The following is a 19,285-nucleotide window of genomic DNA, read 5'->3' on the forward strand; positions in this document are numbered from 1 at the left end:
GCGGGGCACGGTGGACGACGCCACGAGAGCGTGGAGACGGAGGAGGGCGCATGGCGACACGGCCGCAGCTGACGGGACGGGCCGCGGTGCTCGCGATCGTGGTGTGCGCGATCGCGATGAGCCTCGCCTACCCCATCAGGGAGTACGTCGCCCAGCGCCGCCAGATCGCCCAGCTGGAGCAGGAGAAGGCCAGGGAGATCGCCGCGATCAAGGCCCTGGACGACCGCGCCAAGCAGCTCCTCGACCCCGGTTTCATCAAGCGGCAGGGCAGGGAGCGCCTTTTCTACTGCGACCCCGGGCAGAAGTGCTACGTCGTCATGGGAGGCTCTCCCTCGCCGGGTAAGGGCACGGCCGGCGAGCGCAAGGCCGTCGCCAGGCCGCCGTGGTACGAGACGCTGTGGGACTCGGTCAAGGCCGCCGACAGCGGCAGGGGGCAGAAGGCGGCCAAGGCCGCCGGGTGACGCCGATACCCTGGGTGTCGTCTTTCAGGGGGTGTCACGAATGGTTGATGATCGCGACGTGGCGGCGGTGGAGCGACAGCTCGGCCGGGCGCCGCGAGGACTGCGCGAGGTGGCGCACCGCTGCCCGTGCGGGCTTCCCGACGTCGTCGAGACCGCCCCGAGACTGCCCGACGGATCGCCCTTCCCGACCCTTTTCTACCTCACCTGCCCCCGGGCCGCCTCGGCCATCGGCACGCTGGAGACCTCGGGGCTGATGCGGGACATGCAGGCCAGGCTCGCCGACGATCCGGAGCTGGCCGAGTCGTACCGGGCCGCCCACGACGACTACGTGGCGCGCCGCGACAGGGCCGCCGCCGAGGCCGGCCTGGAGCCGCTGCCCCGCGACATGCAGAGCACCGGGGGCATGCCCACCCGGGTGAAGTGCCTGCACGCCCTGGTCGGGCACGAGCTGGCGGTTCCGGGGAGCAACCCCTTCGGCCGCGAGGCCCTCGACGCGCTCGGCGACTGGTGGTCCGCCGGGCCGTGCGTCGCCCAGGACGTAGCACCGTGTGCCCGAGCCGCGGCACCGACCACGAAGGAGACCGAGTGATCCGCGTCGCCGCGATCGACTGTGGCACCAACTCCGTCCGCCTGCTCGTCGCCGACATCGGCAGGGACAGGCTGATCGACCTGGAGCGCCGGATGGAGATCGTCCGGCTGGGCCAGGGGGTCGACGAGACCGGCAGGCTGGCGCCCGAGGCCCTGGAGCGCACGTTCGCGGCCATGCGCGGCTACGCCGGGCTCATCGACCGGCACGGGGCCTCCGCGGTCCGCGTGGTCGCCACCAGCGCGACGAGAGACGCCGCCAACCGGCAGGACTTCGTCGACGGCGTGCGCGACATCTTCGGGGTCGAGCCCGAGGTGATCACCGGCGCGGAGGAGGCGGAGCTGTCGTTCGCCGGGGCCACCCGCGACCTGGTGCGGTTCTCGTACGAGACGGGCCTGCCCGCCCCCGACGGCACCCGCCCGCCGTACCTCGTGGTCGACATCGGCGGCGGCTCGACCGAGTTCGTGCTCGGTTCGACGCACGTGGAGGCCGCGCTGTCGGTCGACATCGGGTGTGTGCGGCTGACCGAGCGCCACCTGCGCGGCGCGGGCGACCCTCCGTCGGCGGAGGCGATCGAGGCGATGACCGCCGACATCGACGACGCGCTCGACCGGGTCGCGGCCGAGGTGCCCGTGGAGCGGGCGCTGACGATGGTCGGGCTCGCCGGATCCGTCACCACCGTCGCCGGAATAGCGCTCGACCTGCCGGAATACGATCCGGAGAAAATTCACCACTCGCGAATTTCCGCAGGTCAAGTGCATGACATCGCCGAGCGTTTGCTTGGAATGACCGTTGAACGCCGGGCGGCGATTCCCCTCATGCATCCCGGAAGGGTCGACGTGATCGGGGCGGGCGCGCTCATCCTGGACCGGATAGTGACCCGGTACGGCTTCGGCGACGTAGTCGCCAGTGAGCACGACATCCTCGACGGTATCGCGTGGTCGCTCGCCGATTCATAACAAGACCTAGACAATTCACCTGTTTAGGGAGTATTGAGGAAAGCTTCCCGTTTATGGTTAGGTAAAGAAGCTTTAGTGAGGCTTTGCCGTGGGGCCCGGCACAGCTGTTGCCGGGGCGGCAACCGTCTCTCGAGCGATCTTGCTTCCCAACGAACGGAGCATCCCCTCATGAAGTCCGGACTAGCAGGCAAGCTAGCCGCAGCAGGAGCCAGCGTGGCCATGCTGGCAACCATGGCAGTAGGCATGCTGGCCACGCCCGCAGCGGCGGCCAGTGGATCGAGCCAGGCGGGGAAGGTGGCCTCGGTCGCCGCCAAGCCGCGGCCCGCCGTCTCTGCCGGCACCCCCAAGGCCTCCCCCGCGAAGTACGCGGGTGAGTGCCCCGTCAACGTGACCTTCTCCTCGAAGATCAAGGTGAAGGCCGTCAAGAGCAAGACCACGGTCGCCTACCGGTGGCTGCGTGGAGACGGCTCCAAGGGCAAGGTGAAGTCCTTCACCTTCCGCGGCAAGGGCGTCAAGAGCTTCATCGTCAAGGAGAAGGCCACCTTCAAGGGCAACGTCAAGGGCTGGCAGGCCATCCAGGTCCTTGCCCCGCGCGGCGTGAAGTCCTCGAAGGGCTACTTCTCGGTCGCCTGTGGCTCTGACGAGGACAAGCACGAGATCGTCACCCCCCGCGTCGGCGCCCACGTGTGGGTCGACGAGGGCAACTGCAAGGCCGTCCTGGTCGGTCGCATCCACGCCTCCGGCGTCCGCTGGGTGCACTACCGCTGGGTCGTCAACGGCCACGTCGTCGACCGTGACTCCGTCCGCGTCGACGGCTCGCGCAAGGTCTTCCACGTGATCAGGCCCCGTGACGACTTCAGGGGCTGGGCCTCGCTGCAGATCGTCGGCCCGGTGGAGGCCTCCTCCAACCGCGCCTACTTCAAGATCTGGTGCAAGGACACGTCGCCGAAGGTCTGGGCCTCCGTCGACGCCCCGGCCGCCTACGAGGGCACCTGCCCGACGGCCCGTACGTTCAGCGGCACGATCAGTGCGAGCGGTCGCACCACCGTGAGGTACCGCTGGATCCGTGACGGTGTGGCGGGCGACTGGAAGTACGCCCACTTCACCGGTCACGGCTCGCAGAGTCAGGGCGTGACCGACACCTGGAGCGCCTCGGCGTCCGGTGAGTCCAAGCGCGCGATCGACATCGCCGGTGGCCCGACCACCGGCACCGTGGTGGCCAAGGTCGTCTGCAAGGTCGCTCCGACCCCCACGCCGACCCCCACCCCCACCCCCACTCCCACCCCGACCACCACCGCTACCACCAGCGCCTGATGGCACGGTAGGTCGAGGTAGCGCGCCCGGCGGCTGACGCCGGGCCGCGTCCCGAGTGAGACGAGAGGCGGCGCCCGCACCCAGCGGGCGCCGCCTCTCGCGTTTCCGCGCCTGCCTTCCGGAGTCCGCGTCCCGGAGTCCGCGCGGAGCGAGCGGCCGGGTACGGACCTCGCGGTCTCCCGCGTCGGGCACCATCGAAGGATGACCCACGTTCCTCCCGGATCCGGCTGGCCCGGCGATCCCGCCCGTCCCGACACCCCGGTCGCGCACGACCCCGCCGAGGTGCGGAAACTCGCGGGGGAGAGCCGTACCCTCGCGGAGCTCACGGCCGCGCAGTCGGTCTGCCGGGCCTGCCCGCGCCTGGTGGAGTGGCGTGAGGAGGTGGCGACGGTCAAGAGGCGGGCGTTCGCCGAGGAGACCTACTGGGGCCGGCCCATCGCCGGGTGGGGCGACGAGAGGCCCGAGATCCTCATCGTCGGGCTGGCACCGGCGGCGCACGGCGGCAACAGGACCGGGAGGATCTTCACCGGCGACCGCAGCGGCGACTGGCTGTTCGCCTCGCTGTACCGGACGGGCCTGGCCGTACAGGAGACCAGCCTTCGCGCCGGGGACGGCCAGCGGCTCATCGGCGCCCGGATGGTGGCGGCGGTCCGGTGCGCTCCCCCCGCCAACAAACCCGAGCCCGCCGAGCGGTCCGCCTGCTTCCCCTGGCTGTCCCGCGAGGTCGCCCTGGTCTCGGCGCACGTACGGGTGGTCGTCGCGCTGGGAGGCTTCGCCTGGCAGGCGATCTGGCCCGCGCTGAAGGACGCCGGGTACGCCCTGCCGCGGCCGAGACCGCCCTTCGGGCACGGCGCCGAGGTGGAGATCACCTCTCCCCTGGGAAGTTCCGCGCATCTTCTCGGCTGCTATCACCCCAGCCAGCAGAACACCTTCACCGGCCGGGTGACCGCGCTGATGCTCGACGACCTCTTCACCAGGGCGAACGCGCTTCGCGACTTGTGAACTCGATCACAAAGAGAAGATCGGCGGGAATTCTGCCGAGAAGAGTGGGTGTTTCTAGCCGGTAGCGGAAATTCTGGCCAGATTGCCCATAGGGCGGCTGGCGTGATCGGAGGCCCGAGCGTATGCTTGTGAAAGGTTTCACAAGCTATGAAACTTAAGGATGGCGTCGAAGTGAACCGCAACTCCAAGCACATCGTGGTCGTCGGTGGAGGCTACGTCGGCCTCTACACCGTGCTGCGCCTGCAGCACACCCTCCGCAGGGAACTCCGCGAAGGAAGCGTGCGCATCACTGTCCTGACCCCCGAATCCCACATGACCTACCAGCCGTTCCTCCCCGAGGCCGCAGCGGGCAACCTCTCGCCCCGGCACGTGGTCGTCCCGCTCCGCCGCGTGCTCTCGAAGGCGACGATCCTCAACGGCAAGGTCTCCAAGGTCAACCACGCGGCCAAGTCCGTCACCTTCGCCCCCAACGTCGGCACGCCGCACGAGATCGGCTACGACATCGTGGTCATGGCCGCCGGATCGATCTCCCGTACGCTCCCCATCCCCGGCCTGGCCGACGCCGCGATCGGTTTCAAGACGGTCGGGGAGGCGATCGCGCTGCGCAACCGGGTGCTCGAGCTCCTCGACCGGGCCGAGAGCGACGAGGACGAGACCCTGCGCAGGCGTGCCCTGACCTTCGTCGTGATCGGCGGGGGTTTCGCGGGCGTCGAGGCGCTCGCCGAGCTGGAGGACATGGCGGTCGACGCCACCCGCTACTACCGGAACATCTCCCGCGAGGACATGCGCTGGATCCTCGTCGAGGCCACCGACCGCATCCTCCCCGAGGTCGGCCCCGAGATGGGCGCGTGGACCGCCGAGCAGCTGCGCGAGCGCGGCATCGAGGTCAAGATGAACACCCGCCTCGAGTCCTGCGAGGGCGGCCTGGTCAAGCTCTCCGACGGCGAGGAGTTCGAGGCCGCCACCATCGTGTGGACCGCGGGGGTCAAGCCCAGCCCGGTCGTCAACGCCGGGGACCTGCCGCTCGACGAGCGCGGCCGGATCAAGACGACCTCCCGCCTGACCGTGGCCGGCGTCGTGGACGCCTACTCGGCCGGAGACGTGGCGGGGGTGCCCGACCTGACCGACCCCGGCCAGTACTGCGCGCCCAACGCGCAGCACGCCGTGCGGCAGGCCAAGGTCCTCGCGGACAACATCACCCGGAGCCTGAGGGGGCAGGAGCTCGCCGACTACCGGCACAGGTACGTCGGATCCGTCGCCGGTCTGGGCCTGCACAAGGGCGTCGCCAACGTCTACGGGATCAAGCTCCGCGGGCTCGCCGCGTGGTTCATGCACCGCACCTACCACCTGTCGCGGGTGCCCACCGTCAACCGCAAGGTCCGCGTGACGGCCGACTGGACCCTGGCGCTCTTCTTCAAGCGCGAGACCGTCTCCCTGGGGGAGATCGAGGAGCCGCGCACGGAGTTCCGCGCCGCGGCGACGAACTGAACACCCTCCCGGAGGGCTGATCCGGCTCCCGAACCCGGAGGTGGGCGACGAGGCCCACCTCCGGGTTCGCCGTTCCCCGCGGTGTGCTATTCCTTGACCGGGCCCCTCCGAAGCCGAGCTGATCCACGGGTTTCCAATGAAAGTGATGCGACGGTTGCCTTGAGCAGTTACGCATGAGTGGTCCGTTACGTATGATTACGGCGCCCCCGTAGCCCAATGGCAGAGGCAAACCCCTTAAAAGGGTTCGAGTGAGGGTTCGAGTCCCTCCGGGGGCACTCATGACGATCTGCCGAACAAGGCCCATGACCAGTGAAAACTCGGTCGTGGGCCTTTCCTCGTTATCCGGCCGTCCGCGACCGGCGCCGAACGGCCACGGCCGTCCATCCCAAATGCGCCCGCAAAACTTTTGCGGTTACCTAAATGTGATCAGCTTTCCCGGGCGCGTTCGGGATTCGCCACCGGGCGCGGCGCCCCTGCCTCTCGGTGCCCTTCGCGTGGAGGGACGCGAACCGGCCGAGGGCGCGGCGCCGCCGCGGCCCGCCCGCTCGGTGACCTCGGCGGCGAGAGCGGGACATCTCACCGCGTTTCACCTTCTAATGGGTCTGACCGTAACTTGGAAATATGGACGGTAAGAATCTCCTCGGGGAATTTCTCCGTGCTCGGCGCGAGGTCACGACCGTTGACCAGGTGGGGCTGCCGCGGACCCGTCGCCGTACACCCGGACTGCGCCGGGACGAGGTCGCGATGCTGGCCGACGTGAGCACCGACTACTACATCCGGCTGGAACAGGGGCGGGAGCGCAACCCGTCGGACCAGGTGCTCGCAGCCCTGGCACGGGTCTTCCAGCTCGGCCCCGAGGCGACCGAACACCTTCACGATCTCGCGCACCGCCGGAGACCCGACCACGGGCCGGTCGTTTCCGCCGATCTGTTGCGTCCGGCCGTGCGGCGGTTCATAGAGGGTTGCGATCACGCGGTCGCGTTGGCGCTGAACCGCCGGCTCGACGTCCTCGCCATGAATCCACTGGCCACGGCTCTTTTTCAGGGGTTGAACGAATGCGACAACGCGCTGCGGCTGACCTTCCTCAATCCCGCCGCACGCGATTTCTACCTGAACTGGGAGCAGCAGGCCCGTGGCCTGGTGGCCCACTTCCGCTCCATCGGGGGAAGGTGTCTCGCGGACCCGTTCATGCTGGAACTGGTCGAGGAGCTCTCGCTCGGAAGCGAGGACTTCCGGTTGATGTGGGCCCGCCACGATGTCCGGGCCAGGACGCACAGGTCCGTTTCGTATCGTCACGGCGAAGTCGGCGAGATGACCCTTCACAACGAGATGTTCCGCATCGGCGGTCCCGCGGGCCAGCAGCTCGTCGTCGGCCAGCCCACGCCGCACGCCCCGTCCGAACGCGCTTTCGACGCGCTGAGAAGGCTCGCCGGGGTCGCGGGGACCCGCCCGTCCGGCGACGAACGGTGAGCGGGGCGGAGGCGGTCACCGTTCGATGTGCCACACGGTCTGGGATTCGACGGGTCCCAGGTATAAAATAGTAACCATGAGGGACGAGGCGAACCTGGAGCCCGTGCTCCGGGCCAACGGGATCGCCCGTCAGGTGATCGGTAACATCGGGGACAAGTGGTCCCTGCTGGTGATCGCGGCACTGGGGCACGGAGCCCAGCGGTTCTCCCGGCTCAAGACGCGGATCGAGGGGATCAACCAGCGCATGCTGACCCGGACGCTGCGGGCACTGGAGCGCGACGGCATCGTCGAGCGCAACGTCTACCCGACCTCACCGCCCACGGTGGAATACGTGCTCACCCGGATGGGGCGGGACCTGTCGGTGGCCGTGACCGGCATCTGCGAGTGGGCGCGCCGCAACCTCGACGAGGTCGAGGCGTCGCAGCGGCTTTTCGACGAGCGATCGGCGAAACAGATGTGAAGCCCGGGAACCGGGCGCGCTACCCGTTCGTTGACAACATCGGCGGTAGCCGTACGGCCACTTGGACAACATAGATATCGGCACGATACGGCCGTGTGACAACCGATCTAATACGCTGATCGCGTAGGTCGCAGCGTGGAGGCAGCGATGGAGAGCAAGAACCCCGTATTCAGTCGGCAGGCCAAGGGCCAGCAGCAAGGCTGGGGCGCGCCGACCCCCACCCCTGAGCAGCTTCAGGGCATGTACAACACGCCGTCGTACGCGCCGCCCGCACAGCGGACGATGACGATCGACGACGTGGTCGTGCGTGGTTTCATCACGCTTGGCACGCTCGTCGTCTCGGCGGCGGTCGCCTGGGTGCTCAACCTCGGCATGGTCGCGGCGATCGCCGGTGTCATCGTCGGCCTGATCCTCGCCTTGGTCATCTCGTTCAAGTCCAGCACCAACCCCGTGCTGATCCTCGGCTACTCGGTCGCCTACGGCGTCGCCGTCGGTGTGATCAGCCACGTCTACAACGATCTGTACAGCGGCATCGTCTTCCAGGCGGTGGTCGGTACGGCTCTGGCGTTCGCCGCCATGCTCACCGTCTACTCGCTGCGCATCATCCGCGTGACGCCGAAGTTCACCAAGTTCGTCGTGGCCGCGGGGCTGGGCCTGATGGGCCTCATGCTCATCAACCTGGTCGCCGGTTTCTTCATCGAGGACGGCATCGGCATCCGGTCGGGCGGCCCGCTGGCCTACGTGTTCAGCATCGCCACGATCCTCATCGGCTGCTTCTTCCTGCTCCTCGACTTCGACGAGGTCGAGCGCGGGGTGAAGAACGGTGCCCCGGAGAAGTACTCCTGGCTGATGGCCTTCGGCCTGACCGTCACCCTGGTCTGGATCTACCTGGAGATCCTGCGCCTGCTGAGCTACTTCTCGAGTAGCGACTGACGAAAAGCGCCGGGAGGCCCCGCCGGACACGTTCCGGCGGGGCCTCCCGTTTTTCTGGGCGGACATGTGAGTGAACGGAAGGCAACGGGGGATAGACGAACCGCGACGGAAGAGAGCATCTCAGGGCTTGCTATCTGGGCTTTCGTGATGCACTGTCGAGCAAAGGAGCCTATCCGTGGAGGTGCCCATGTCGTTGAACCACTCACTGGAGACGCAGAGCAAGCTGATCGCAAGGGTCCCGGACATCACGGGACGCGCACTCCCAGAGTGGTTCCAAGCAATCGACAACGGCCCGTCGTTCCTTCGCTGCGATGAGCGAGCCACCTGGCTCGCCGATGAGCACGGGCTGACCCACGGCTACGCCGCCGCCATTGTGCACGAGCACGAGCGGCACCGCCGTACCCGTTACCTGTAAGTCGCCTATCGTCGCGAAGCCCGCGCCACTTCCGGTGGTGCGGGCTTTGATGTGCGCGATGATGAGCCCATGGATCATGACAAGGCACGTGGGTTCATCCGCGCGAACCACCGCGCGGTCATGCTGACCTCGCACGCCGACGGGCGCCCGCAGCTCTCCCCGGTCACCGTGGGGCTCGACGCGGAGGGGAACGCGATCGTCAGCACCCGGGAGACCGCGGCGAAGGTGCGCAACCTCCGCAGGAACCCGCAGGTGTCGCTCTGCGTGACGACCGACGGATTCTTCGGCGAGTGGATTCAGATCGACGGCGTGGCGGAGATCGTCTCCCTGCCCGAGGCGATGGATCTCCTGGTCGGCTACTACCGCGACATCTCCGGCGAGCACCCCGACTGGGACGACTACCGGGCGGCCATGGAGCGGGAGCGGCGGGTGATCCTGAAGATCGAGATCACCCGCGCCGGCCCCGACGTGCACGGCTGACCGGTCGCTCTCGGCCACGGCCGGCCGGTCGTTCCCCGCCACGGTCGACCGGTCGCTCTCGGTCACGGCCGGCCGGTCGTTCCCCGCCACGGTCGACCGGTCGCTCTCGGTCACGGCCGGCCGGTCGTTCCCGGCACGGGGACACCGCGGCCGGGCGATCGGGGTCTCCGATCGCCCGGCCGGGTCCGGCCGTCTCAGCTGAGGCGTTCCAGAACCATCGCCATGCCCTGGCCGCCGCCGACGCACATGGTCTCCAGGCCGATCGACCTGTCGTGGAAGGCGAGGCTGTTGATCAGCGTGGAGGTGATGCGGGCACCGGTCATCCCGAAGGGGTGGCCGACCGCGATGGCCCCGCCGTTGACGTTGAGCCGGTCGATGTCGATCCCGAGGTCCTGGTAGGACGGGATGACCTGGGCGGCGAACGCCTCGTTGATCTCGACGAGGTCCACGTCGCCGATGGCCATGCCCGCCCTGGCCAGGGCCTGCTTCGAGGCCTCGACCGGGCCCAGGCCCATGATCTCGGGGGACAGGCCGGTCACCCCGGTGGAGACGATCCGGGCGAGCGGGGTGATGCCGAGCTCGGCGGCTTTGGTGTCGCTCATCACGATCACGGCGGCGGCGCCGTCGTTCAGCGGGCAGCAGTTGCCCGCGGTGACCGTACCGTCCGGCCGGAAGACCGGCTTGAGCTGGGAGACCGCCTCGTAGGTGGTCCCCGCGCGGGGACCGTCGTCCTTGCTCACCACGGTCCCGTCGGGCAGGGTCACCGGGGTGATGTCCCTCTCCCAGAAGCCGTTGGCGATCGCCTTCTCCGCCAGGTTCTGCGAGCGGACGCCGAACTCGTCCTGCTCCTGCCGGGAGACGCCCTTCAGCCCGGCGAGGTTCTCCGCCGTCTGGCCCATCGCCACGTAGACGTTGGGCAACTGGCCGTCCTCGCGCGGGTCGTGCCAGACCCCCTTGCCGCCCTCGGCGGCACTGACCGAGCGGGCGTGGGCGTCGCCGAACAGCGGGTTCATCGTGTCGGGCCCCTGGTCGGAGCTGCCGTTCTTGAGGCGGGAGACGCACTCCACGCCCGCCGAGACGAACACGTCGCCCTCGCCGGCCCTGATCGCGTGCAGGGCCATCCGGGTCGTCTGCAGCGAGGACGAGCAGTAGCGGGTCACGGTGGTGCCCGGCACGTTGTCCAGGCCGAGCAGGGTGGCGACCACCCGGCCCATGTTGAAGCCCTGCTCGCCGCCCGGCAGGCCGCAGCCCAGCATGAGGTCGTCGATCGTGGTCGGGTCGAGCTGGGGGATCTTGGCAAGCGCGGCCTGGATGATCTGTACGGTCAGGTCGTCGGGGCGGATGTCCTTGAGGGACCCCTTGAAGGCGCGTCCGATGGGCGAGCGCGCGGTCGCGACGATGACTGCCTCGGGCATGTGGCTCTCCTGGGTTCGTGTCTGCTCCTCCAGCGGAGCGTACCGCGCGGTATGCCCGAAGCCACGCCCAGGGGGCGGTGTAACAGAACTTTGTACGGGAAGCACAAGGCCCCCTCCCGCCCGGAGGGGAAGGGGGCCTGGCCGCGAATCAGCCGTACATGCCCGGGGAGGTGCCGTCACCGTCCTTGATCCCGTGGAGGCCGCCCTTCTCGTCACGCCACATCCGCCAGCCGTTCTGGCTGCCGGTGAACCACAGGGGCGGGGCGCCCGCGCCGGACACCCGCGTGCCGTCGGCGAGCCTGAACTGGCACAGCGAGGCCACCGAGTAGAAGCCGGAGTTCTGGCCCTTGAGCGCGAGCGGCTTGGGATCGGTCACGCAGAAGGACCAGGCCCGCTCGTCCTTGACGTCGGCGTTGCGGCCGGTGGGCAGGTCGAAGACGTTGCCCGGCTTGCCGTGCCGCAGGAAACCGACCTTCTCCATCCGGGTCGGGAAGGCCAGCCACCAGCCCGACTCGGGAACCTGCTCGGCGGAGATCTGGCCGAGGACCCGGCCGCTGTCGGCCTCCAGCCGGGCGAACCCGCCGTAGCGGCCCTCCTGGTCGACCGGGCGGACCACCGGCGCGAAGCCGGGGCTGCCGCTGGGGTAGACGCGGACCACCGACGGGCGCATCCAGTTGACCGTGCCGTCGGCGAGCTTGACGGAGAACAGGCCGAAGGCGGAGACCTTGCTCGTCTTCGGATTGGTGTAGGGGGCGACGTATCCGACGAGGTTTCCCGCGGTCGCGCCGAACGACCAGCCTCCCGACAGGTCCACCCCGGCGCCGAGGGGCTGCTCGACGGGGACCCGCCAGACGGCCTTGCCCGTCTTCAGGTCGCGCGCCTCCAGGACGGGGTGGCGGGCCAGACGGAGGAACACCACGCGCGAGGCGTCGGACCACTCGGCCTCGGCGATGCCGGGGATCTTCCACATGACCTTGCCGGTCACCGGATCGAGGACGACGACGCGGGCGCTCGCGAGCGCGGTGTTCTCGGGCACGCACACGAACGCCCCGCACCGCTGCGGGCCGAAGGTGGAGTGCACCGGGCGGCTCCACCTGCGCGTACCGGTCCTGCCGTCGAGGCCGACGAGCGTGGCCTTCCAGCGGCCCCGCCTGGCGGGGTCGATCGTCACCGCGACGGCCTGTCCCGCGGAGGTCTCGACGATCGCGGGGGCGGGCACCCCCATCCCCGGCAGGCGGCCGGCCATGGTCGAGGGATGGGCCCACAGCTTCCTGCCGGTGGCCAGGTCGAGGGCCACCGTCTCCAGCGTGCCGTCGGGCTTCATGGAGGTCGTCGTGGCGACGCCACCGGCGGTGGTGGTGCGGCTGACCGCGTTCATCTCGGTGTTGTGCCAGGTGGGATGGTCCGGGGTGGCCGCTTCTGTGCCGGAGCAGCCGCCCAGGGCCAGAGCTCCGGCGAGCACCAAGGCCGGTTTCGCGAGGGGCCGGATCACGGGTATTCCACTCCAATGCGGGCGAGGCGTTACGGCTTCGCAGCGGAGGGTGACCGTGTTCAGGCGTCGTTGGGCCGCATCCCCGGCCTGCGGCCGAGCATGGTCACCCACCGTCCGTGAGGTCCGGTCGCTCGTCCGGCGACACGGGTCGCGGAGACCTCGGCGCCGGGCTCCTCCGCGGCCTTGGCCGCCGCGAGGTAGATCGACTCAGCGCGCCGGGCCCGGGGCTCGGGCCAGAGTTCCAACGCACTGCATACGGAAGGTAGCACCGCGTAGGCAATCTGGAGATAACCTTGAGCAGATGGGTGATAACGATCAAGGCCGAACATCTCAGCGGGGTTGGTGTCGAACTCCTGTCCCAGCAGGTCCGCGAAGGCCACCGTCCGCCCGCCCGCCTCGACCACGGCGACGGTCTGCGCGGCGGCCAGCTGGCGGCTCCAGCGCCGTGTCACCCAGCGGAGCGGCTGCGCGATCGGCCGGACCGTGCCGAGGTCGGGGCAGGTGCCCACGACCACCTCCGCCCCCGCCTTTCGCAGCCGCCTGACGGCCTTCTGCAGATGCCGTACGGCGTGGGCGGGCCTGCTCTGCGAGGTGACGTCGTTGGCCCCGATGAAGATGACCGCGATCTCGGGACGGGCCTTCAGCGCCGTGTCCACCTGCTCGCCCAGCTCCGCGGAGGTCGCTCCCGACCTGCCCGCCACGGTCAGCCGCACCGGCCGCTCGGCGATCACGGCCAGCCCGTGGGCGATCAGCACGGCGGGCGTCTCAGCGGGGTCGGAGGTGCCCAGGCCGACGGAGATGGAATCGCCGAGCATGACCATCCTGAGCGGCTCGCCGCCGAACGCCCCGTACAGGCCGTCCGACGGCGGTCCCTCCATGCCGTGCGGGCGGCCGACGGCGCGGCGGGCCACCAGTGCCTCGGCCAGCAGCAGGCCGTAGGTCGCCGCGCCGAGCGCGGTGAGGCCCCCTCCGCCCAGCGCGGCCGCCGCGGCGATGCGGCGGGCGGTCCTCGCCACTCCCGGTGTCCAGATCACGTGGCGTCGCTCCCTCCGTACAGGGCGGTAGCGTTGCCCTTGGCAACACAGCCGAGTCCCCGCCACCCCCATGGGATCACGGCGACCCACAACAACAAGCTGACCAAGCTTTGGTATTTCGAGGTGATATCCCGGTGCGCGTACATGACTCGCTCGTCGAGCTGATGGGCAACACCCCTCTCGTCCGGCTGAGCAAGGTGACGGAGGGCATCTCCGCCCAAGTGCTCGCGAAGGTGGAGTACTTCAACCCCGGCGGATCGGTGAAGGACCGCATCGCGGTCCGGATGATCGACGCCGCCGAGCGTTCGGGGGAGCTGCGCCCGGGGGGCACGATCGTGGAGCCCACCTCGGGCAACACCGGGATCGGCCTCGCCATCGTGGCCCAGCAGCGGGGGTACCGCTGCCTGTTCGTGGTGCCGGACAAGGTGGCCCAGGACAAGATCTCGGTTCTGCGCGCCTACGGTGCCGAGGTCGTGGTCTGCCCGACGGCGGTCGCTCCCGATCACCCCGACTCCTACTACTCGGTCTCCGACCGGCTGGCCAGGGAGGCGCCGAACGCCTGGAAGCCGGACCAGTACTCCAACCCGCACAACACCGAGAGCCACTACCACTCCACGGGCCCGGAGGTCTGGGAGCAGACCGAGGGCAGGATCACCCACTTCGTGGCGGGCGTCGGCACCGGCGGCACGATCAGCGGCACCGGCCGCTACCTCAAGGAGGTCTCCGGCGGCCGGGTCAAGGTCATCGGAGCCGACCCGGAGGGCTCGGTCTATTCCGGGGGCACCGGGCGCCCGTACCTGGTGGAGGGGGTCGGCGAGGACATCTGGCCGGCCAACTACGACACCACGATCTGCGACGAGGTCATCGCGATCTCCGATAGAGACTCCTTCAACATGACCCGCCGCCTGGCCCGCGAGGAGGCGCTGCTGGTGGGCGGCTCCTGCGGCATGGCGACGGTCGCGGCGCTGCGCGTGGCCGAGCGGGCCGGGCCGGACGACGTGATCGTGGTGCTGCTGCCCGACGGCGGCCGGGGCTACCTGTCGAAGATCTTCAACGACGAGTGGATGGCCGACTACGGCTTCCTGACCACCTCCAGCGAGGAGGGCCTGGTCAAGGACGTGCTGACGCGCAAGAGCTCCGGCATGCCGGAGTTCGTGCACACCCACCCGCACGAGTCGGTCGACACGGCCATCTCGATCATGCGCGAGTACGGCGTGTCGCAGCTTCCGGTGATGAAGGAGGAGCCGCCGGTCATGGCCGCCGAGGTGGTCGGCTCGATCCTGGAGCGCGATCTGCTCGACGCCCTCTACCGGGGCCGGGTGCGGCCGACCGACCCGCTGGCCGCCCACATGTCGCAGCCGCTGCCGACGATCGGCGCGGGGGAGCCGGTCTCCATCGCCGTCGAGGCGCTGGAGAAGGCCGACGCCGCGGTCGTCCTCGACGACGGCAAGCCCGTCGGCCTGATCACCCGCCAGGACCTGCTGGCCTTCCTCGCCAACCACTAGCCGTGCTCCCGGCCGGGTCTCCCGGCCCTCCGGCCCTCGGGGACGCGGGGATCTCCCGGCTCCGCGCCGGGAGACCTGCCCCGGGGGTCCGAGGGGTTCCCCGGAGGCAGGTCTCCCCGGGCGAGGCCCTCGGGGTCAGAGGGGGAACTCCGCCATCACCTCCCAGGCCCCGGAGGGGGTGGGCCCGGCCATGAGGCGGCCGCCGAGCGCCTCGACGCGCTCGGCCATGCCCACCAGGCCGAAGCCGCCACCGAGGCGGGAGATCCTGGCGTCGGCCGTCGAGCCGTAGTTGCGCACCCGCAGCCGCACGGCGCCCCCGGTCGCCGAGGCGCCGCCCACGCCCGCGCCGGTCGAGGTGCCCGCGGAGGCGTAGGCGGCACGCCGGCTTCGCGGGTCCTGGCCGTTCCTCGTCCTGGCGCGCACGCTCTCGGCCCACGCGCGCAGGTCGGATCCGTCGGTGAGCTTCAGGTCCGCCTCGACCCAGCCGGTGCCCGGGGCGTGCCTGCGGACGTTGGTCAGCGACTCCTGGAGGACCCGGTGGAGGGTGGTCATGACCTCCTGGGCCACGGTGCCGTCGGTGATGCCCTGGCCGATGTCGAAGGTGACCTGGGGGCCCGCGGCGGAGAAGCGCTCGACCATCGTGCGCATGTCCATGAGGGTGCTGCCCGGTGAGCGGGCGGCCTGGTCCTCCGCGCGCAGCACGCTGACCAGGCGGCGCATCGAGGTCAGCGCGTCGGCCCCGGCGTTGGCGATCGCCTCCAGGGAGGGGACCACGGCCTCCGGCTTCCGCTCGGCGACGACCTTGGCGGCCTGCGCCTGCACCACGATCCCGGTGATGTGGTGGGCGACCAGGTCGTGCAGCTCCCTGGCCAGTTCCAGGCGCTCGGACCGCCGTACCGTGTCGACGGCCTCCCTGCGGCGCTCCAGCTGGAAGCGGAGGTAGGCGCCGATACCGGCGGCGAAGGACCAGCAGACGAAGAGCAGGAAACCGACGGCTATCGCCGGCTCCGGGCCCACGGAGTTCAGGCGGGCGGTGGAGGCCTCGAGCACGACCATCGCCGCGAGGGAGAGCAGGGCGGCCCGCCGTACCGGCTCGATCGCGCGCAGCCCGCCGACGGTGAGGACCAGCAGCGACCCGATCTCGGCCACTCCGGGACTGCCGTCGCCGTCGGTGATCCCGATGAGCAGGGAGGACAGGAACGACACCGTCAGCAGGGTGACGAGCCCGCCGACCCGCCAGCGGCGTCGTCGCACCACCGCCGTGACGCCCACCAGGCCGCACACGGGACTCAGCAATATCGCCGGGTTGGGGCCGCTCGTCGCCGCGACCACGTCGATCAGCAGGAGCAGGACGAGCCAGCCGATCAACGCTATCTCGCTGAGGCGTTTGATCCAGTAGACCAGCCGGCTCGTTTCTCCCACGATCCCCGAGCCTAGGCCCCGGGGAGGAGATGTCATATCGGCCGTTCGGCCGAACCGCCGCCGCAGGGACCGGCTCTTCAGCGGAGGCGGCGCCGGGAGCCCGTGACCGATCCTTGAGAGGTCGAAGGGGGAAAGAGATGACCATCATCGGGATCGTGCTGCTGGTCGCGGGACTCGTGGTCGGAGCGGCCCTGACGCTCGCCGACCCGCTCCTGCTCTCGCTGATCAGCGGGGAGCGCGCCGAGTAGGCGGCGGAGGGCCGCCGAGCAGGGAGGGCCGCCGAGCAGGCGGCGGGGGGCCGTGGGCGGCGGCTCCCACGGCCCTGGGGCCCCCGCTGCTGCGAGTAGCGTTGACCCCATGAACCATGGATTCGAGACGCTGGCCATCCACGCAGGTCAGGAGCCCGACCCCTACACCGGGGCCGTGGTGCCGCCGATCTACGCGGTGTCCACCTACAAGCAGGACGGCGTGGGCGGGTTGCGCGCCGGATATGAGTACAGCCGTTCGGCCAACCCGACCAGGTCCGCGCTGGAGGAGGCCATGGCCGCCGTCGAGGGCGGCAGCCGTGGCCTGGCCTTCGCCTCGGGCCTGGCGGCCGAGGACACGGTGCTCCGTACGATCTGCAGGCCGGGTGACCACGTGATCATCCCGAACGACGCGTACGGCGGCACCTACCGCCTGTTCGCGAAGGTCCACGAGCGCTGGGGGCTGCACTACGACCCGGTGCCGCTGGGCGACCTGGCGGCGGTGGCGGCCGCCGTGACCCAGAAGACCAAGATCATTTGGGTGGAGACGCCCACCAACCCGCTGCTCGGCGTCGCGGACATCGCGGCCCTGGCCCAGCTCGCGACCGAGTGCGGCGCGCTGCTGGTGGTGGACAACACCTTCGCCTCCCCGTACCTGCAGCAGCCGCTGGCGCTGGGCGCGGACGTCGTGGTGCACTCGACCACCAAGTACGTGGGCGGCCACTCCGACGTGGTCGGCGGCGCGCTCGTCGCGCGGGACGCCGGGCTGGGCGAGGAACTCGCCTACCACCAGAACGCGATGGGCGCGGTGGCCGGGCCGTTCGACGCCTGGCTGACGCTGCGCGGCCTCAAGACGCTCGGCGTGAGGATGGACCGTCACTGCGACAACGCCGAGCGGGTGGTGGACCTGCTGCTCGCCCATCCGCGGGTGACCTCGGTGCTCTACCCGGGCCTGGCCGACCACCCCGGCCACGAGGTGGCGGCCAAGCAGATGAAGCGTTTCGGCGGCATGGTCTCCTTCCGCGTCGCCGGGGGCGAGGCCGAGGCGGTCGAGCTGTGCGACCGGACCAAGCTGTTCACCCTGGGCGAGTCGCTCGGCGGCGTGGAGTCGCTGATCGAGCACCCGGGCCGGATGACCCACGCCTCCGTGACGGGCTCGCCGCTGGAGGTTCCCGGCGACCTGGTACGCCTGTCGGTCGGCATCGAGTCGATCGACGACCTGCTGGCCGACCTCACCCAGGCGCTGGGGTAGGAGCGGCCGCGGGGCGGCTCAGACCGGGTCGCCCCAGACCATCAGCACCAGGATGACCATCCAGATCAGCACGATCACACCGGAGAGCGCGGCGATCCGGCCCACCTGCACCTTGGCGTCGTCGTCCGGGTTCTCGCTGGCGAGGACCCGGATGGCGGTGCTCTGGTCCCGGTCCACCATGATCAGCAATACCGCGGCGACGATGAAAAGCGTCATGGACACCGACAGGTACGGCTTTCCGAGAAATTCGCGGCCCAGCAGCAGCCCGAACAGGAAGACCCCCACGGACGCGAAACCGTAGATGCGCGTGGTCTTGTGCAGATAACGCAGGACGCCGACGTTCTTGGCACGGATGAATCTGGGAGTGGACATCGTGGCGGCGGTGATCGGTCCCAGGGCGAAGATCGCAAAACCGATGTGCAGCCAGAGCAGCAGGTCTGTCATGCGCCAGACATTAGTATCCGGCGATCTCGTCTGGGTACGGCTCGCGGGGCGTCACCGCCCGGAGCGGTCCTCCTTTCCGGGCAGGATCGGGTCACTCACCTTCGACGGCGTCGTTTTTGTCGCGCGTGGACGGGACCATGCACAACTCGAAACAGACGCAGACGATGAGCATCAGCGCCACGAGAATTCCCGCGAGCATCGGACTCACTTCCTCCCCTTTCGAGAACCGTGTTTTTCCGTTACCGGGTAGACGGCGTTTGTTTCGAGGTGGTTGTCACGGAAGGGTCACGGTTGGGAGGGGCGATGCCCGGCGTACGAGACTGTCGATCTTCACATTCCGCTCGGAGCACGTCCGCGGGGTTAGTAGGATCGTGGGCGAGCTCGTTCCCGTGTGATGAGACCGGCGGCGGTGAAGTCGTGGTCGTGCCGGGCGGGCGTTCCATCGGACAGAGTAAGACGGCACAAGGGAGTGCCCGCCGTGGGTGTCAAACATGTTGAGCCGTACACCGAGGAATGGCGGGAGCAGCCGTCCCGCTACGCCGGCCTCGTCGTCGAGGCGCTGGGCGACCAGGTCGAGAGCTGGTGGCAGGGGCCCTGCGACCCGCGGACCGTCACCATCCGCCTGATCGGCGGCGACGCGCTGGTCTGGGACGAGGAGAGCGGCTGGCGCCGTGGCCGCTACGCGAGCGGCGACCCCGCGACCCCCACGGTCCTCACCGACGACCGCTATCTCGGCGGCGGCCTCCTGCTCTCCCCCGAGCGGGTCCCCGCCGCGATCGCCGACGCCCGCGCGGGCGTCGGCAACAGCACGGCGTGGCGGCCCTGCTACCGCTCCCACCGCCACCACCGCGACGGCTTCGATCTGGCGCTCGACGGCTACGCCGCCTACGTCAACGCCTGATCCCCCG

Annotated in this window: 19 protein-coding genes and 1 tRNA gene; 15 read left to right on the forward strand and 5 right to left on the reverse strand. The window is 69.8% G+C overall.

Going from position 1 to position 19,285, the window contains the following annotated elements; genetic code table 11:
• Positions 1-50 precede the first annotated feature (50 nt).
• From AB0F88_RS18650 to AB0F88_RS18705, 12 genes are all read left to right on the forward strand, one after another.
• A complete protein-coding gene (locus AB0F88_RS18650) occupies positions 51-461 on the forward strand; it encodes a septum formation initiator family protein (RefSeq protein WP_362684919.1) in 411 nt (136 codons plus the stop codon).
• A 40-nt stretch (positions 462-501) separates the two neighbouring features.
• Entirely contained in the window at positions 502-1,050 is a 549-nt protein-coding gene (locus AB0F88_RS18655) for a DUF501 domain-containing protein (RefSeq protein WP_362684922.1), read from the forward strand.
• Positions 1,047-2,006: a Ppx/GppA phosphatase family protein gene (locus AB0F88_RS18660; RefSeq protein WP_362684925.1), complete on the forward strand. Its 960-nt coding sequence runs from the start codon at positions 1,047-1,049 to the stop codon at positions 2,004-2,006. The genes AB0F88_RS18655 and AB0F88_RS18660 overlap by 4 nt, the downstream gene beginning before the upstream one ends.
• A gap of 213 nt (positions 2,007-2,219) precedes the next feature.
• Complete coding sequence (locus AB0F88_RS18665; protein WP_362684928.1) at positions 2,220-3,320, forward strand: hypothetical protein; 1,101 nt, start codon at positions 2,220-2,222, stop codon at positions 3,318-3,320.
• Between the two features lie 201 nt (positions 3,321-3,521).
• Positions 3,522-4,322: a uracil-DNA glycosylase gene (locus tag AB0F88_RS18670; protein WP_362684931.1), complete on the forward strand. Its 801-nt coding sequence runs from the start codon at positions 3,522-3,524 to the stop codon at positions 4,320-4,322.
• A gap of 147 nt (positions 4,323-4,469) precedes the next feature.
• Complete coding sequence (locus tag AB0F88_RS18675) at positions 4,470-5,810, forward strand: NAD(P)/FAD-dependent oxidoreductase (RefSeq protein ID WP_362684934.1); 1,341 nt, start codon at positions 4,470-4,472, stop codon at positions 5,808-5,810.
• A gap of 202 nt (positions 5,811-6,012) precedes the next feature.
• A tRNA-Leu gene (locus AB0F88_RS18680) sits at positions 6,013-6,085 on the forward strand.
• Between the two features lie 346 nt (positions 6,086-6,431).
• Positions 6,432-7,280 (forward strand): helix-turn-helix transcriptional regulator, encoded by an 849-nt coding sequence (locus tag AB0F88_RS18685; protein WP_362684937.1) that lies wholly within the window; start codon positions 6,432-6,434, stop codon positions 7,278-7,280.
• A 76-nt stretch (positions 7,281-7,356) separates the two neighbouring features.
• Positions 7,357-7,740 (forward strand): helix-turn-helix domain-containing protein, encoded by a 384-nt coding sequence (locus tag AB0F88_RS18690; RefSeq protein ID WP_362684940.1) that lies wholly within the window; start codon positions 7,357-7,359, stop codon positions 7,738-7,740.
• 147 nt (positions 7,741-7,887) lie between these two features.
• On the forward strand, positions 7,888-8,673 hold the full coding sequence (locus AB0F88_RS18695; protein ID WP_362684943.1) for a Bax inhibitor-1/YccA family protein: 786 nt from the start codon (positions 7,888-7,890) through the stop codon (positions 8,671-8,673).
• Between the two features lie 187 nt (positions 8,674-8,860).
• Complete coding sequence (locus tag AB0F88_RS18700) at positions 8,861-9,088, forward strand: DUF4287 domain-containing protein (RefSeq protein ID WP_329093696.1); 228 nt, start codon at positions 8,861-8,863, stop codon at positions 9,086-9,088.
• A gap of 69 nt (positions 9,089-9,157) precedes the next feature.
• Positions 9,158-9,568 (forward strand): PPOX class F420-dependent oxidoreductase, encoded by a 411-nt coding sequence (locus AB0F88_RS18705; RefSeq protein ID WP_362684946.1) that lies wholly within the window; start codon positions 9,158-9,160, stop codon positions 9,566-9,568.
• Positions 9,569-9,762: 194 nt separating this feature from the next.
• On the opposite strand, the gene AB0F88_RS18710 is transcribed toward AB0F88_RS18705, so the two are convergent.
• The 3 genes from AB0F88_RS18710 to AB0F88_RS18720 all read right to left on the reverse strand — a co-directional run bounded on the left by AB0F88_RS18710 (position 9,763) and on the right by AB0F88_RS18720 (position 13,509).
• On the reverse strand, positions 9,763-10,983 hold the full coding sequence (locus tag AB0F88_RS18710) for an acetyl-CoA C-acetyltransferase (protein ID WP_362684949.1): 1,221 nt from the start codon (positions 10,981-10,983) through the stop codon (positions 9,763-9,765).
• Between the two features lie 148 nt (positions 10,984-11,131).
• Complete coding sequence (locus AB0F88_RS18715; RefSeq protein ID WP_362684952.1) at positions 11,132-12,475, reverse strand: PQQ-binding-like beta-propeller repeat protein; 1,344 nt, start codon at positions 12,473-12,475, stop codon at positions 11,132-11,134.
• A gap of 59 nt (positions 12,476-12,534) precedes the next feature.
• Positions 12,535-13,509, reverse strand: coding sequence for an SGNH/GDSL hydrolase family protein (locus tag AB0F88_RS18720; protein WP_362684955.1), 975 nt, complete (start codon positions 13,507-13,509; stop codon positions 12,535-12,537).
• Positions 13,510-13,643: 134 nt separating this feature from the next.
• On the opposite strand from AB0F88_RS18720, the gene AB0F88_RS18725 reads away from it, so the two are divergent.
• Positions 13,644-15,014 (forward strand): cystathionine beta-synthase, encoded by a 1,371-nt coding sequence (locus AB0F88_RS18725; protein ID WP_362684958.1) that lies wholly within the window; start codon positions 13,644-13,646, stop codon positions 15,012-15,014.
• 135 nt (positions 15,015-15,149) lie between these two features.
• Here the strand turns inward: AB0F88_RS18725 and AB0F88_RS18730 are convergent, their stop codons facing one another.
• A complete protein-coding gene (locus AB0F88_RS18730; RefSeq protein ID WP_362684961.1) occupies positions 15,150-16,436 on the reverse strand; it encodes a histidine kinase in 1,287 nt (428 codons plus the stop codon).
• 357 nt (positions 16,437-16,793) lie between these two features.
• Here AB0F88_RS18730 and AB0F88_RS18735 point away from each other — a divergent pair, with 357 nt between their 5' ends.
• Complete coding sequence (locus AB0F88_RS18735) at positions 16,794-17,933, forward strand: cystathionine gamma-synthase (protein WP_362684964.1); 1,140 nt, start codon at positions 16,794-16,796, stop codon at positions 17,931-17,933.
• 18 nt (positions 17,934-17,951) lie between these two features.
• Here the strand turns inward: AB0F88_RS18735 and AB0F88_RS18740 are convergent, their stop codons facing one another.
• Positions 17,952-18,377: a hypothetical protein gene (locus AB0F88_RS18740; protein ID WP_362684967.1), complete on the reverse strand. Its 426-nt coding sequence runs from the start codon at positions 18,375-18,377 to the stop codon at positions 17,952-17,954.
• Between the two features lie 478 nt (positions 18,378-18,855).
• Between AB0F88_RS18740 and AB0F88_RS18745 the strand changes: the two genes are divergently transcribed.
• Positions 18,856-19,278 (forward strand): DUF6292 family protein, encoded by a 423-nt coding sequence (locus AB0F88_RS18745; RefSeq protein WP_362684969.1) that lies wholly within the window; start codon positions 18,856-18,858, stop codon positions 19,276-19,278.
• The last annotated feature ends 7 nt before the right edge of the window (positions 19,279-19,285 follow it).

It is taken from the genome of Streptosporangium sp. NPDC023963 (genome assembly GCF_040639135.1).
Taxonomy (GTDB): domain Bacteria; phylum Actinomycetota; class Actinomycetes; order Streptosporangiales; family Streptosporangiaceae; genus Streptosporangium.